This is a genomic window from Janthinobacterium sp. FT14W (genome assembly GCF_009208755.1).
Lineage (GTDB): Bacteria > Pseudomonadota > Gammaproteobacteria > Burkholderiales > Burkholderiaceae_D > Janthinobacterium > Janthinobacterium violaceinigrum.
Window position 1 is genome coordinate 1 of sequence record NZ_WFLL01000016.1, and the last position, 15,738, is coordinate 15,738.

At 65.2% G+C, this 15,738-nt stretch carries 9 protein-coding genes; 4 read left to right on the forward strand and 5 right to left on the reverse strand.

Annotation, left to right across the window (positions count from 1 at the left end):
• From GCN74_RS12780 to fabF, 3 genes are all read left to right on the forward strand, one after another.
• On the forward strand, positions 1-3,678 hold a 3,678-nt coding region (locus GCN74_RS12780), incomplete at its 5' end, for a non-ribosomal peptide synthetase (RefSeq protein ID WP_152257041.1).
• 53 nt (positions 3,679-3,731) lie between these two features.
• Positions 3,732-4,946, forward strand: a complete 1,215-nt coding sequence (locus tag GCN74_RS12785) for an MFS transporter (RefSeq protein WP_193317063.1) — start codon at positions 3,732-3,734, stop codon at positions 4,944-4,946.
• A gap of 90 nt (positions 4,947-5,036) precedes the next feature.
• On the forward strand, positions 5,037-6,365 hold the full coding sequence (fabF, locus tag GCN74_RS12790; protein WP_152257043.1) for a beta-ketoacyl-ACP synthase II: 1,329 nt from the start codon (positions 5,037-5,039) through the stop codon (positions 6,363-6,365).
• Here fabF and GCN74_RS12795 read toward each other — a convergent pair.
• On the reverse strand, positions 6,351-7,040 hold the full coding sequence (locus GCN74_RS12795; protein WP_193317064.1) for a LuxR family transcriptional regulator: 690 nt from the start codon (positions 7,038-7,040) through the stop codon (positions 6,351-6,353). The two genes, fabF and GCN74_RS12795, sit on opposite strands and share 15 nt — an antisense overlap.
• A 279-nt stretch (positions 7,041-7,319) precedes the next feature.
• Between GCN74_RS12795 and GCN74_RS12800 the strand changes: the two genes are divergently transcribed.
• The gene (locus tag GCN74_RS12800; RefSeq protein WP_152257045.1) at positions 7,320-7,955 is read left to right on the forward strand and encodes an acyl-homoserine-lactone synthase; all 636 of its coding nucleotides are present in this window, start codon (positions 7,320-7,322) and stop codon (positions 7,953-7,955) included.
• A gap of 45 nt (positions 7,956-8,000) precedes the next feature.
• On the opposite strand, the gene GCN74_RS12805 is transcribed toward GCN74_RS12800, so the two are convergent.
• The 4 genes from GCN74_RS12805 to GCN74_RS12820 all read right to left on the reverse strand — a co-directional run bounded on the left by GCN74_RS12805 (position 8,001) and on the right by GCN74_RS12820 (position 15,684).
• On the reverse strand, positions 8,001-8,543 hold the full coding sequence (locus GCN74_RS12805) for a hypothetical protein (RefSeq protein WP_152257046.1): 543 nt from the start codon (positions 8,541-8,543) through the stop codon (positions 8,001-8,003).
• A gap of 176 nt (positions 8,544-8,719) precedes the next feature.
• Complete coding sequence (locus GCN74_RS12810) at positions 8,720-10,876, reverse strand: S46 family peptidase (protein WP_413541540.1); 2,157 nt, start codon at positions 10,874-10,876, stop codon at positions 8,720-8,722.
• 87 nt (positions 10,877-10,963) lie between these two features.
• Entirely contained in the window at positions 10,964-13,093 is a 2,130-nt protein-coding gene (locus GCN74_RS12815; RefSeq protein ID WP_226939019.1) for a PAS domain S-box protein, read from the reverse strand.
• Positions 13,090-15,684 (reverse strand): chemotaxis protein CheB, encoded by a 2,595-nt coding sequence (locus GCN74_RS12820; protein ID WP_152257048.1) that lies wholly within the window; start codon positions 15,682-15,684, stop codon positions 13,090-13,092. The genes GCN74_RS12815 and GCN74_RS12820 overlap by 4 nt, the downstream gene beginning before the upstream one ends.
• Positions 15,685-15,738 lie beyond the last annotated feature (54 nt).

A 15,738-nucleotide genomic window follows, 5' to 3' on the forward strand; every position in this document is an offset into this window, starting at 1 on the left:
GCCGCGGGCGACAGCGTGGCGATACCGCTGTCGCCGGCAGCCATGCAGCGGCTGCGCGCGCTGCCGGCCAGCCGCCGCGCCAGCGTATGCCTGGCGGCCTGGCTGTTGCTGCTGGCGCGCTACAGCGGCCAGCAGCGGGTGCTGACCGGGGTGGCGTTCAATGGCCGCACCCAGCAGCGCTGGCGCCACACGGTGGGCCACTTCGTCAACGTGCTGCCGCTGGTCGTCGACATCGACGAAGGCGTCAGCGGCACGGCGCTGGAACGCGGCGTCTCGGCCGCCCTGTTCGAACTGCTGGAGTTCCAGGACATCCCGCTGGCCCAGCTGATGCGCGACGAACGGCTGAAGGCGGCCGTGCAGGGCCACGATCCGCTGCAAAGCTATTTCAATTTCTTCGATGCCGCGGAAATGCACCTGGAAGCCGGCGCGGCGACGCTGACGCCGCTGACGATTCCGCAGCAGCTGGCGCAGTTCGACCTGAGCCTGTGGATCACGCAGTACCAGGGCCGCTGGGACATGCTGCTCAAGTTCCGCTGCAGCGCCTTCAGCCAGCCCGCCATGGCGCGCATGGCGGCGCACTATGCCGCGCTGCTGGCGCAGCTGGCGGCCGGCGGCGACGAGGCCGTGGCGCAGCTGTCCATGCTGTCGGCGGCCGAACAGCGCTGCCTGCTGGGCGGCCAGGGCCCGGGCACGGCGCCGCTTGCCGCCGCCATGCCGGTCGGCGTGAGAACGCTGCCCGTGCACGAGCAATTCCTGCTGCAGGCCGAGCGCCATCCCACGGCGCCGGCGCTGGCATGGGGCGAACATGGCCTCAGCTATGCGCAGCTGCGCCACCACGTGCAGCAGCTGGCCACGCAGCTGGCGGCGCTGGGCATCGGCAAGGAACACACGGTCGGCCTGATGATGCCGCGCGCCGCCTGTCCGGAATCGGTGATCGCCATACTCGCGCTGTGGCAATGCGGCGCCGCCTATGTCGCGCTGGACCTGCAGCATCCGCCGCAGCGCTCGCTGTACATGCTGCAGACGGCGCGCTGCGCGCTGGTGCTGACCAGCAGCGAACGCCCCGCCGAGGAAATGCAGGCGCTGCTGCGGGCGCAGGCGGAACTGGGCGTGCTGGAAATCGCCCTCGGGCAGTCGCTCGAGGTGCGCGTGCGGCAAGCCGTCGTCGTGCCGCCGGCCCGGCGGCTCGAACCGAACAGCCCGTATGCCGACGGCAGCGGCCATCTGGCGTATGTGCTGTACACCTCCGGCAGTACCGGCATGCCCAAGGGCGTGCTGGTCGAGCATGCGGGCCTGAGCGAGCGCCTGGCGTGGATGGCCGAGTATTTCGGCTTCGGTCCCGGCGACAAATTCCTGCAGGGCACGGTGCTGACGTTTGACATTTCCGTACCCGAATACTGTTTGCCGCTGATCTGCGGCGGCACCGTGGTGCTGCTGCCGGAGGGTCCCGCCGGCAGCGCGCACGTGGCCGCCTGCAGGGCGCACGGCGTTACCATGATGAGCACGGTACCCTCGCTGCTCAACCTGCTGGTGAGCGAGCTGACCACCTGCCCTCGCCTGCGCCACGTCATTTCCGTCGGCGAGGCGCTGATGCGGCCCGTCGTGCAGCAATGGCTGGCATCGGGCACGGCAACGGTGCTGCACAACCTGTACGGGCCGACCGAAGCCACCATCTACGCCACCTTCCACGCCTGCCGCGCCCTGCCGCACGGCAGCGGCGCGCTGATCGGCAAACCCTGTCCCGGTGTCAGCTGCTGGGTACTGGACAAGCTGGGACGCCCCGTGCCCGTGGGCGTGGCGGGCGAACTGTACCTGGGCGACAGCGGCGTCGCGCGCGGCTACATCGGCACGGTGCGCCAGCCCGATCCGTTCTACGGCAATCCGCTGCAAACGCCGCAGCGGCGTGTCTACCGCACGGGCGACATCGTCAGATGGACGGCCGATGGCGAACTGGACTACATCGGCCGCAACGATTTCCGCATCAAGCTGCGCGGCCAGCTGATCGAGCTGGGCGAGATCGAGCACGCGCTGCTGGCGCAGGCCGGCGTGCAGCATGCGTGCGCGCTGGTGATGGAAGTGGGCCAGCCCGGCGCCACGACGCGCCAGATCATGGCGGCCGTGATCGCGCGCACGCCGGCCGATGCCGCGCTCCTGCAGCAGTTGCGCCAGCGCCTGCCCGAATACATGCTGCCATCGCAGCTGTTCCAACTCGACGCCTTCCCGCTCAACAGCAGCGGCAAGGTCGACCGCGCGGCGCTCAGCACCCTGCTGGCGCAGCGGCTGGCACAGCAGCGCGAGCAGCGCCTGCCTGCCGCCGCCGCGGCGCTGACGCCGTTGCAGCAGCGCCTCTGCGCGCTGTGGCAGGAATTGCTGCAAGTGCCAGTGGTGGACGTCGACGAGAACTTTTTCCAGCTGGGCGGCGATTCGCTGGTGCTGACGCGCATGGTGCTGGCCGCGGAGCGCTCGCTGGGACTGCGCATCCATTTCGGCCGCTTCGTGAGCAATCCCACCATCAACGGCCTGCTGGCGGCCGATGCCGCCGACGACACGGCGTCTCCCGGTCGCGCCTACCAGGCCGACCTGGCGCGCATGAGCGAGCTGCCGCCCTTCCCTGCCGGCGGCACGCAGGGCAAGGCCGTGATGCTGACGGGCGCCAGCGGCCACCTGGGCATGCACCTGCTGCACGCGCTGCTGAGCGAAAGTGCGGCCCGCATCGTCCTGCCGCTGCGCGGGGACGACGGCATGGCGCGCCTGGCGGCGCGCTACCGGCAGCTGTTCCATGCGGACCTGCCGCCACTGCGGCTGAGCGTGCTCCAGGCCGACCTGACGCAGCCCTCGCTGGGCATGTCAGTCGCCGACTATGCCGCATGCTGCGCCAGCGTCGGCCAGGTGATCCACGCGGCGGCGCACGTCAATCACGCTGCCGACTATGCGTCCATGCGCGACGGCAACGTGGTCGCCACCCGCCATGTGCTGCTGTTCGCGGCGCAGGCCGGCGCCGCCCACGTGCACCACATGTCGACCCAGTTCACCGAACTGGCCGACTTGCCGGAGGCGCCGCTGCCCGCATCCAGCCTGGAAGCCATCGCTTCCGGCTACGAACAGTCCAAGCTGGCGGCCGAGCTGCAGGTGACGCAGGCCATCGCCATGGGCTATCCGGCCACCGTCTACCGCCTGCCGCTGATGTTCGACGACAGCGACAGCCGCCTGTACACGCAAAACCATTTTGTTGCCCTGGCCGTCAAGTGCCTGCAGATGGATGCCTACCCGGACGTGCCGATGCCCGTCACGCTGCTGCCGACGGCGCTGGTAGCGCGCTACGTGGCGAGGCGCAGCAAGCTGGGCACGGCCTCGGGCGTGCGCAACCTGAGCCTCGGACCGCTGGCGTTCGACGCCCTCGCCGCGGCGCTCCGGCCCGCGCTGCAGGCCACGCCCGCGGCACGCTGGGTCGAACGCAGCAGGCAGGAGACGGCGGAACGCGATCCCTTCTTCCGCCTGCTGCCGCTGTACGCCGACCTCGGCCAGCCCCAGCCCGCACAGACGCCGCCGCGGCAGGTGGCCAATGCGGAGTTCCTGCGCGAACTGGGGCAACTGGAACTGGACGAGGTACGCGACGCGGCCACGCTGCACGACTTTGCCGTCAGCAGCCTGCGCCGCCTGGCCCAGGCTTCCGATTAATGTTTTTCCGGCCGGGGCGCAGCCGCATCCCGGCCAATTTTGATGAGTCCAAGATGAAATCCAGACTGGTTTACCTCGCCCTGTTCAGTACCATTTTCGCCGACGCCGCCGGCATCGGCATCGTCTACCCGACCCTGACCCCGCTGCTGCTGGGCGATGCGTCGCCGCTGTTCGACAGCAGCCAGGGGCCAGCCTTCCGCTCGGCCGTCTACGGCCTGATGCTGGCCATCTATCCGCTGATGATGTGCCTGGGCTCGCCCTGGCTGGGCGCCTTGTCGGACCGCAAGGGCCGCAAACCGGTCTTGCTGCTGTGCTTGCTTGGCAACGCCGGCGGCATGGCGCTGACCGCCTTCGGCGTCTGGCAGGACAGCCTGGTGCTGATCTGCTGCGGGCGGGCGCTGGCCGGCATCACGGCCGCCAGCCTGCCGGTGGCGCAGGCGGCCATCATCGACCTCAGCACGGCAGACAGCAAGGCCGCCAACCTCGCGCTGGTGACGGCCGCCAACGGCATCGGTTTCGTAGCCGGCCCGCTGCTGGGCGGCATCATGCACCAGCAGGGCGCGGCGCTCTGGCTCCCCTATCTGTGGGCGGCGCTGCTGCCGCTGGCCAGCGCCGTCCTGGTCCTGCTGTGCTACGCGGATACCCGCACGCTATCGGACGACAACGCCAACCCGTGGCGCAATCTGTGGCACATGCTGTGCCGTCCCGAGCTGCGCCAGCCCCTGCTGCTGCTGGCCATCTTCCTGCTCGGCTATTACATGTATTTCAACTACATGGCCGCGTTCGCGCTGCTGCATTACCGCTTTGACGCCTGGCAGGAAGCCCAGCTGCTGGCGTACTACTCCACCTGCTTTGCCGTTGCCATGCTGTTCATCGTGCCCTGGGCCACGCGCCGCTTCGCGCTGGAGCGCATCCTGCTCCTCAGCCTGTCCATCCAGCCGCCGCTGGTCGCCGCGGCGGCCCTGGGCAATGCGCCGGCCGTGCTGTGGCTGCTGACCGGCCCGCTGGCGATTGCCGTCGCCACGACCTATGTCTGCCTGCTCAGCATCGCCTCCAACCGCACGCTGACGGAGCGCCAGGGACAGCTGATGGGCTTGATCTCGGCGATCAATGCGCTGGCCTGGGGCGTGGCGCCGCTGATCACGGCGGCCCTGCAGCCCCTGTCGACCCTGCTGCCTATCGTGGTGGCCGCGCTGGTCTTGCTCGCCGGGGTGGCGTGCATGCTCGTCGCGCGCCAGCGCCAGCTGCTGCCTGGCGGCGCCAAATGAGGCGCGCCCGACCTGTCATTTCCTACAGGGGTATACGGCGGGCGATTGCTGATACATTTCGGCTTTGTTTACCTTGCTGAAAGGACTGCGATGTCTTCGTCCCACTACGCTCTGCCCCACCCGCTCGGCCTGCGCCGCGTGGTCGTCACCGGCATCGGCATGCTGACCCCGCTGGCCGTTGGCGCCGAGCGCACCTGGCAGCGGCTGCTGGCCGGCCACAGCGGCATCGGCTTGCTGGAGCGTTTCCCGGCCGCGCACCTGCCGGCGCGCATCGCCGGGCAATTGCCGGCGGCGGGCGAGGAAGGCGGCTTTCGCCCGGAAGACTGGGTCGAGCGCAAGGAACTGAAGAAAATGGACCCCTTCATCGTCTACGCCATCGCCGCCGCCACCGAAGCGCTGCGCGATGCCGGCTGGGCGCCGGCCGCACTGGCGGAACAGGAACGCAGCGGCGTGATGATCGGTTCCGGCATCGGCGGCCTGCCCGGCATCGAGGCAGCGGCCAGGGCGCTGGAAAATGGCAGCCAGCGGCGCCTGTCGCCGTTCTTCATCCCGTCCAACCTGATCAATCTGGCGGCGGGACACATCGCCATTCAGCACCATCTGCGCGGGCCCGCGCACGCCACCGTCACCGCCTGCGCATCGGGCGCGCACGCCATAGGCGACGCCGCGCGCATGATCGCGCTCGACGACGCCGACGTCATGGTGGCCGGCGGCACCGAAGGCACCATCTGCGAGCTGGGCGTGGCGGGCTTTTGCGCCGCCCGCGCGCTGTCCACGGCGTTCAACGATGCGCCGGAACGGGCCTCGCGGCCGTGGGACCGCGCCCGCGACGGCTTCGTGATGGGCGAAGGCAGCGGCGTCATGGTGCTGGAGGAGTACGAGCATGCGCGCGCGCGCGGCGCCAGGATGTACGCCGAAGTGATCGGCTACGGCATGTCGGGCGACGCCTACCATGCAGTGGCGCCGCCGGAAGACGGCAATGGCGCGGCACGGGCCATGCAGGCGGCGCTGCGGCGCGCCCGCCTGGCGCCCGAGGCCATCGACTACATCAATGCGCACGCGACATCGACCCCGGCCGGCGATCTGGCAGAAATCGCCGCCTTGCGGCACGTCTTCGGCGCCCACCTGCACGGCGGCGTCTCCGTCTCCTCGACCAAGTCGGCCATGGGCCACCTGCTTGGCGCCTCCGGCAGCGTGGAAGCCATCCTGTCGGTGCTGGCCTTGCGCGACCAGATCGTGCCGCCGACCCTCAACCTGGAGAACCGCGCCGCCGAATGCGAGGGCATCGACCTGGTGGCCGGCAAGGCATACGCCCGGCCGGTCCGCCACGTGCTGTCGAATTCCTTCGGCTTTGGCGGCACCAATGCCGCGCTGATCTTTGCCGCGCCGCCGGAGGCCGCCCGCTTACAGCAGGCGTAAGGCCATCGCCTTGATGACGGCGGCTGTCTTGTTGACCGTATCGAGCTTTTGCAGGGAATTGCTGATGTGAAAGGTGACGGTGCGTTCCGTAATGTTCAGGATCTCGCTGATGTCGGCCGAGGTCTTGCCGTCCGCGCACCAGCGCAGCACTTCCGCCTCGCGTTCGGTCAGCTGGACTTTGGGCGCATCCTTGGCCGGCACGGCAATGGCGTCGGCAAAATGCTCATGCACGACATTCGCCAGCCAGGACACCCGAAAGGACAGGACGTCAATTTCCCGCTCCGTCAGGGGCTTGCTGGAGCGGGAAAAACTCAGCAGGCCGACCTGGCCGCTCATGTCGCATGACGACTGGGCCCAGCCGTAGCGCAGGCCATGGGCATGGGCGTCTTCCCAGAATTCGGGATTTTCTTCCAGCATTTTGTCATCCCACAGGATGGGCAGCAAGGAGCGGTTGGCGCGGCTGACGGTCGGGTCGGAACGCATATACGCCTGCTCGGAATAGCGGCGCTGCCAGGAAATTGGATAATTATTAACGGTAAATACCTTGGGATTGGACATCGGCAGGCGGCCTTGCAGGCCATAGGCGCAATACTCAAACCCCAGATCGCCGGCTATCCCCGCCAGCACCCCGAATATGTCATCCGGCGTGTGGGTGGCAGCCAGGCTTTCGATCACACCTTGTTTCCATTCTGCTGCCGGGATACGCGTTTTTGGGGCGTTGTAAGCGAACATAGAAGTCCTTTGTTAGGGGATGGAATTTGCCGCAGGGTACCTCGCGCATGATAAAAAAATGACATGTCGACAAGTCGGCGTATGGTATAGCAAAGTCTGCTTCAAATTCTCACCAAAACGCACCGCCAGCAACATAAATCGCCCCCCACCTGTGGTTCCTTACAGTTTTGCAGCGGCCACAATTACACTGTAATAGCCATCCCGTCACTGCCGCAGATAATTATGAAATTCCTTTCAGCCAAATCCGATGCGCTTTGCAATACCCTGAAGTCCGAACTGGAGCGCTATCGCTACAAGGTTTTCGTGGAGACCCTGGGATGGGACCTGCCATCCAGGGAGGGCAGGGAAACGGACCAGTTCGATCATGACGATACGTACTACGTCATCGCAAGGGATGAGGAGGGCCGCATCAACGGCTGCGCCCGTCTCCTGCCCACCGACCGTCAATATTTACTGGGCGAAATATTTCCCCAACTGATGGCCGGCCAGGCGCCGCCACGCCATCACGATATCTGGGAACTTTCCCGCTTCACGTCGATGGATCTGCACGACAACCGCAATACGCTGGAAGATACTTTTCGCCTGCTGCGCAAGGCCATCGCCACGGCAGCGACCCTGGGCGCGCGCCGTATCATTTCCGTCTCCCCCGTCGGCATCGAGCGGCTGCTGCGGCAAGGCGGCTTTGCGACGGAACGCGCCGGGCCGCCGATGCGCGTGAACGGCCATCTGCTGTACGCCTGCTGGATCGACATTCCCGTCCTGGAGCGGCCGATCAGGGCACTGCCGGCGCGCCTGTGGCGGATACTCAACGCACGGAGCGCGGCCACGCCGCGGGCGCAGATCGCCGGCGCCGCCTAGCAAGCATGGCCGTGCGCGGCGGGCGACACGCCGCGCCCGCCGTCGTCACGCCTGGCCCGACACTGGCGCCAGGCGCACCTGCTCGAGCAGCCGTTCCTCGTCGTGCGTATCGGCATCCACTTGCGTGACCACGGTCCAGAAACGCGGGCAGGTCTTGATCTGGCCGAAAGCATGGGATGCTTCCAGCCGCACCATCGTTTTCCTGAGGCTGTGCAGATAGCCCGCCTCGATGGCTTCAAGCAGCGCGTCATCGGCGGCATCGATCAGTTCGGCCAGCGCGTCTTCTATCCCTGCATGGCCCTCCTCCCATAATTGCCCGATTTCCGGCACGTCGACTTCCATGCACTCGTTCGACCAGTCGGGAGGGTAATCACCGCGCTCGCGGTTGCCGGGATCGGTGTCAAAGCTCAGCGAAATGGATGGAAACGAGACGGCGTTGAAGGCAAAGGCGGAAAATGCCTGGTCCTTGAAAGCGGACGCACCCAGCAAAGCCAGCGACGCGCTGGCCAGCCTGAACCAGGTTGCTTCGACGTCGTGGGCCGTTTCAAATGTCTGCCAATCAAGTGGTGAAGCGGGAGTCGGGGGCATGGCGGACCTGTCGGGAAAGAATAGCGGTGGATAGGGAAAGAAATTATACGTGGCGCCTCCGAAAAGTCGGGTGGCTACATGTGCGGTGCGGGCGGTGCCCCGGCATAAAAAAAGCCGCATCGGCCCTGCGGCGGATGCGGCTTTGCGCTGGCGCAAGCTGAAGTTGAAGCTGATACTTACTTCTTGGCAGCTTTCACTGGCTTCGGATACTTGATGGTCATTTCCTGCAGCAGGTTGTCCGCGTGGTCCACTTCCTTCATCACCCACAGCATGTAGCGGATGTCGAGGTGGATGGCGCGCGTGATGGCCGTGTCGAAGTACCAGTCCTTGGTGATCGACTCATACGTCGAATCGAAGTTCAGGCCGATCAGTTCGCCACGCTTGTTCATCACGGCCGAGCCGGAATTGCCGCCCGTGGTGTCGGCGCTGGTGAGGAAGTTGACGGGCACCGTGCCCAGGGCCGGGTCGCGGAACTGGCCGTAGCGTTTTTCCTTGACGGCGTCGATCAAGCCTTGCGGCGCTTCGAACGGGGCCTTGCCCGTGACTTTCTCGACGATGCCTTCCACGGTCGTGAACGGCCCCTTGGTCAGCCCGTCGCGCGGCGAGTACGGCGATACCGTGCCGTACGTGACGCGCAAGGTCGAGTTGGCGTCAGGATAGACGGGCTTGCCTTGCGATTTCTTCCAGGCAATCACGGCTTGCATGTATTGCGGAATCACGCGTTCCAGGTTGCCGTCGATTTCCTTGCGGCGCTCTTCCAGCGCCAGTTCCACGGGCTGCAGTTTGACGGCCAGTTGCATGAAGGCATCGTCGGACTGGGCAACAGCGGCCTGGTCCTTTTCCAGCCAGGCCAGGCGCTTGGCCGTGTCGGCCAGCTGCGTCTGCTGGTACAGGGCCGCCACGGTGCTCGGGGCCGGCAGCAGCGCGTCCAGGCCTTGCGGATGGCTCTTCGCCGCCAGTTGCGCGTAGCGCTTCAGACCGGCCTCGAAACGCGCCTGGTCGACCTTGTTGACATACGACTGTTCCAGGCGGGCCAGGCGGGCCTTGATGAAGGCCAGGTCGCGCTGCTGGAAGCCCGATTCGCGCTCGGCGTCCGCTTTCTGGCGCTCCTGCGACAGGCGGTAGATGGTGCGCGCGCTTTTCAGCAAGTCGCTGTTGGTGGCCACCGTCCAGGCGAACTCTTCTTCGCTGAGGGCCATGTCGCTGGCGATCGCCGCGTCCAGTTCGGCCAGCAGGGTCGGCGACACGTTCGGCTGCTTGGCATACCAGGCGCGGAACTCGGCGTCCTGCACGTCCTTGATGGCGGCGATGTCCTTGCGGGCGAAACCGTCGAGCAAGCCCTGGGTTTTCTTCAGCACGTTATTGATGCTTTTCACCACGCTCGCATAGCGCACGGCCGCGGCCGCATCGCCATTCGTCGAGTCGGCCATCACGGCCAGGTCGGCTTGCAGTTCGGCTACTTTCAACGGGAAGGCCGTATCGCGCGCGAAGCGGATTTCCGCCGGCAGCTTGTAGCGGCTGGTGCGGCCGGGGTAGCCCGCCAGCAAGATGCCGTCGCCGGCCTTCAAGCCTTCGGCCGAGACCACCAGGAAATCCTTCGATTTGTACGGCACGTTGTCGGGCGACGGGTCGGCCGGACGGCCGTCCTTGCCCACGTAGGCGCGCAGGAACGAATAATCGCCCGTGTGGCGCGGCCATTCGTAGTTGTCGATGTCGCCGCCGAAGTTGCCGATCTTGTCCGATGGCGCGTACACGAGGCGCACGTCGCGTATCATCATCTGGCGGATGCGGTAGTACTCGAGGCCGCGGTGGAAGGCGGGCACGGAGCAGCGGTACATCCTGTCCGTTTCGCATTCGGCGATCAGGTCCTTGATGCGCTTTTCCACGGCTTCGTGGCGCGCGCGGCCGCTCATGTCGGCCGTCAAGCCCTTCAGCACGCGGTCGCTGACGTTTTCCACCTTGTCCGTCACATACACGAGGCTGTTCGGACCGCCCGGCAGCTCTGCGGCGCGCGTCTTGGCCAGGAAGCCGTTGGTGATGTAATTGTGTTCCGGCGTGGAATTGCGCTGCACGGCGCCATACGCGCAGTGGTGGTTCGTCACCACCAGGCCCGCATCGGAGACGAAGGCGGCCGAGCAGCCGCCCAGCGACACGATGGCGCTCATCGGGTGCTTGCTCAGGTCGGCCAGTTTTTCCGCCGGAATTTCGATGCCGACCCGTTTGAGTTCGGCTTTCAGCTGTGGCAGCTGATGCGGTTGCCACTGCCCTTCGTCGGCGTGTGCGCCAGCGAACGCGCCCATCAAGGCGACTGGTAGTACGATTGTCTTGAACAAGATATGCCCCTCCATAAAAAGCAGGCGAAAGTATAGCCTGTCCAGGCCGCCCGGGTCGCCAAAAATTAACCTATTGCAATTTCTGTATCAGGCGGCCGGCCGCCCCGCCCCGGGCAGCGGAATTTGCAGGGACAGGCGGCAGCCGGCGCCCGACGCCGGCATGCCCACCTCGAAGTGCCCGCCCAGCGCCGTCACCCGCTCGGCGATGCCCATCAGGCCAAAACACTGTTTCTTGCGCTGCTGCTGCGGCGTGATGCCGATGCCGTTGTCGCTGATGGCCAGGTACACGGCGCAGGCATCCGAGCTGAGCTCGATCTCGACCTGGCTGGCCTGGGCGTGGCGCATGACGTTGCTGAGCGCCTCCTGCACGATACGGAACAGCACGATCTCGACCTGGCTGCCGATGGCGGCAAACAGCGCCTCGTCGCGTATCAGCAGGCGGCAAGCGACGCCGCTGCGCTTGCGGAAGTCGCCCACCTGCCATTCGATGGCGGCCTGCAAGCCCAGGTCCAGCGCCATCGGGCGCAGCTCGTTCATGATGCCGCGCACGCTCTTGATGGTGGTGTCGACATTGCTGAGTACGGCGCCGACCCGGCGATGCAAACGCGGGTGGGAGCCTTCCGTGCGCGCGCTGAGCATGGAAATATCAATACGCAAAGCCAACAGGTTTTGCCCAAGTTCATCGTGGATATCGCGCGAGATGCGCTTGCGCTCATCTTCCTTGGCCGTTTCCAGGTGCAAGGCCAGCTGGCGCAGCTGCGCATGCGACTGGCGCAAGGCGCCATCCATCAGCTTGCGCTCGGTAATATCCGTATGCGCCACCACCACCCGCAGCGGCCCTTCGCCGAGAAAACGGCTGACCCTGGCCTGCGACCAGCGCGGCCCCGCGCGCGTGGCAAATTCATACTCGAGCGCAAACGTGTCGGCCTGGCCGGCAATGACGGAGCGGATGCCGGCGGCCAGCTCGCGTCCCGAGCTGCGCTGCCAGCGCACGTCCGTATCGCAGAAATCCAGGTACTGCAGCGGCTGCGGCGTTTGCCCGACGAAGGCCAGGCAAGCCTGGTTCGCATGCACCACGCTGCCCGCCCGGTCCAGCACCAGCACCCGGTCCGTCAGCGAATCGATGGTGGCATGAAAGAAGCGTTCCGCATCGCGCAGGGCTTCCTGCGCCCGCTCGCGCTGGTGCACCTCCAGCTGCAGATGCTGGTTGGCGCGCAGTAATTCAGCCGTGCGGTCGACGACCCGCTGGTCCAGCTCGCGGTGCAGTTCACGCAAGTCCGCCTCGGCCAGCTTGCGTTCGGTGATATCGGAAAACACGCCGACAAAGTGGCTGATGGCGCCGTCCTGGCTGCGCATGGGCGTGATCGACAGCGATTCGACGAAGCGTTCGCCATTCTTGCGCCGGTTCACCAGCTCGCCATACCAGCTGCCATCCTGGTGCAGGCTGCGCCACATGGCTTCATAGAACTGCGGCAAATGCGTACCGCCGCCGAGGAAGGACGGATCGCGCCCGATGGCTTCCTCCGCCTGGTAGCCGGTGATGGTGGTGAAAGCGGGGTTGACGGAAATGATGCGGTTGCCGCTGTCCGTCACCAGCACGCCCTCGCGTATGCTGTCGAGGATGACGAAGGCGCGCCGCAAGGCCGATTCGCGCGCATGCTCGTCGCCCAGGTCCGTCACCAGCATGCGCGCCGTGGTGCCGGCAGCATCGAAATTGGCTTCGATGCGCACCATGCCGCCCACGCCGCCCGCTTCGCCTTCGAACAATTGCGCTTCGAGCACTTGCCGCGCGCCGCTGGTAAATACGGCATCGAGGAAGCGGCGGAAGCCGGCCTGCGCCTGGGGCGCGATGAATTGCTCGAAACGCCGTCCCAGCAGCTGGTTCTTGTCGCGTTCCAACAAGCCGCAGGCCGCCACGTTGACGCGCGTGATGACGCCTTCGCGCGCCAGCGAAAAATAGCTGACGGGCGCCTGTTCATACAGCTGCGCATAACGGTCGCGGCTGCTTTCAAATTCATTCTTCAGCTGCTCCAGCTCGGCCAGGGCCGCATTCTGCATTTCCAGCTCGATCTGGCTCACCTGCAGCTCGTGCATCTGCCGCATCACTTCTTCATTCGACAGCGACAGTGGCGCAAGCTGTCGCTGCTCCGCCGCCAGTTGCTCTGCCTGCTCCCTCAGGCGGGCCGGCAAGTTGCCGCTGTCGAATGGTTCGCTCATGACGCGCTCTCTCCCGCCTTCCCATCGGCCGCGACACCGGACTGGATCTGGCGCAGCTGGGCTTCCAGCAGCTTCGATTCCGTGATGTTGATGAAGGTCACCACCACGCCATCGATCACGTTTTCAATGGTGCGGTACGGCATGATGCGCACGTTGTACCAGCGGCCATTCTTGGTCGGCACCTGCCGCTCGCAAAACACGAGGCTGCGGATCACTTCCAGGGCATCCGGCTCCAGCCCCGGATAATCGAGGTCGTTGACAATGTCGCTGAGCGGGCGGCGCAGGTCCGTCTGGATCAGCTTGTAGATTTGCGTGGCCGGCGCCGTAAAGCGGCGGATGCGCAGGTCGCTGTCGAGGAAAATGGTGGCGATATCAGTACTGTTGAGCAGGTTTTTCATGTCGCTATTGACCAGCGACAGATCATCGACCTTCGATTGCAGCTCGGCATTGACCGTATACAACTCTTCGTTCAGCGACTGCATCTCCTCCTTCGAGGTGGTCAGTTCCTCGTTCGTCGATTGCAGCTCTTCATTGGTCGATTGCAATTCCTCATTGGCCGACTTGAGCTCTTCGCGCGAGGTTTGCATCTCGTCGCGCACGGCCTGGATTTCGTTGCGCGCCTGCGCCAGCTGCTGTTCCAGCTCCAGCACCTTGGGATTGGGCGAGCGGCTGCGGCGCGGCTCGGCCACCAGCGGCACGCTGGAAAACGTGACGAAGACCATGCCGCGCAAGGATTCGGGCTGGCTCAGCGCCTCGGCGCTCAGGTCCACGCCCAGCGACTGTCCCAGGTGGTCCTTGACGACCAGGCCCTTCAGGCGCACCACGCTTTCGCTCTGCAGCGCCTGCTTGATCAGGCCGGCCAGTTCATAGCGCAAGCCTTCGCGCGCCATCGCATGGATATTCCAGTTGGCCTTGCCGGCGGCCGGCTCCAGGAAGGCCCCCGTGCGGCCATTGATATACAGGATGTCCCCATCCTGGTTCAGCAGCGCGGCGGCTGGTGAATATTTCTGGAGCAATAATTGCTCGACATGGGATTGAATCTTTCCAGTCATGCTGACTTCTCTCGTGTCGCTAGGTGTAGGGGGGGATGCCAACGATACCTTGGTGGGAAAATACGTGGGCAGGCGCTGGCGCGCCATATTGTCAAGCCGGCGGTACAGCCGGGTCGATGTCGTCAATGGCAAAAACAGGTCGGAAAAATGACCGGGCGTATCGGCGCTGCCCAGCAGCAAGATGCCATCGCGGTTCAAGGCATAATGAAACAGGGGGATCAGGCGCTGCTGCAGCTTGGCATTGAGGTAAATCAAGAGATTGCGGCAGCACAAAATATCGAGCTTGGTGAACGGCGGGTCCGAAATGATGTTTTGCTGGGCAAAGATGATCGTGTTGCGGATCTCTTTCTTTACGTGGAAGTCGTTCTTGTCGCGCAAAAAGAACCGCTCCAGGCGCTCGGCCGACACGTCGCTGCTGATGCTGTGTGGAAATCGCCCCTGGCGCGCACGGTCGATGGCGTCGGCCGACAGGTCGGTGGCGAAAATCTGCAGGCTGTATTTCGACGGCGGGTTGATGCTGGCCACCACTTCATGGAAGACCATGGCCAGCGAGTACGCTTCCTCGCCCGTGGAGCAGGCGGGCACCCAGGCCTTGAAGGCGCGCCCGTCCGGGTGGGCCGCCAGCATTTTCGGCAAGACCACCATCTTCAGGTATTCCCACACCTTCTGGTCGCGGAAAAAGCTGGTCACGCCGATCAGCAATTCCTTGAACAGCAAGTCGATTTCGGCCGGATTGGCGCGCAGGTAGGGAACGTACTCCTCCATCGACGTCATCTGGTACAAGCTCATGCGCCGCTCGATGCGGCGCAGCACCGTGTTGATCTTATAATCGGTAAAACTATTGCCTGTGTGCTCGGACAGCAAGGCAACAATTTCCTGCAAGGAATTACGTCCATTCGGCTCCCTCCCCGGCAAGCTGAGGAAGCTGCTGCGGAACAGATAACTGATGATCTTGTCCGGCATCTTGTCGGGGAAATCGACCAGGTCCACCACCTCGGCCGCAATGGCGCTCTGCGGCATCATGTCGAACTTGGCCGTGTCAGGATGCTGGGCCAGGGTCAGGCCGCCCGCCTGCTTGATCGCCTGCAAGCCGCGCGTGCCGTCGCTGCCCATGCCGGAAAAGATCACGCCCACGGCCAGTTCGCCCAGCTCGCTTGCCAGATTCTCGAAAAAGGCATTGATGGGCAGGCGGTGCCCGCGCAGCTGCACGGGCTCGCTGAGCACGAAACGTCCCTTGGCCAGGCCCAGGTCCGCATTCGACGGTATCACATAGATATGGTTCGGCCGCAATTCCGCCTGGTGCGTGATTTCCGTGACGGGAATGCTGGTGGCCCGCTGCAGCAGTTCCGGCAGCATGGCCTTTTGCGTGGGGTCGAGATGCTGGATTACCACATAGGCGATGCCGCTTTCCTGCGGCACGTTCGCCAGGAAAGCGACGATGGGATCGAGTCCGCCGGCGGAAGCGCCGATGGCCACCACGGGAAAGGTAATGGCGGCCACCTCGGGCACGGAAGTATTGCTGTGTTTGCTGCGTGTCATCGTCTGCAAGATAGCAGCCACGGTGAGACCGTCAGGCTGGGAATTGATAATCTT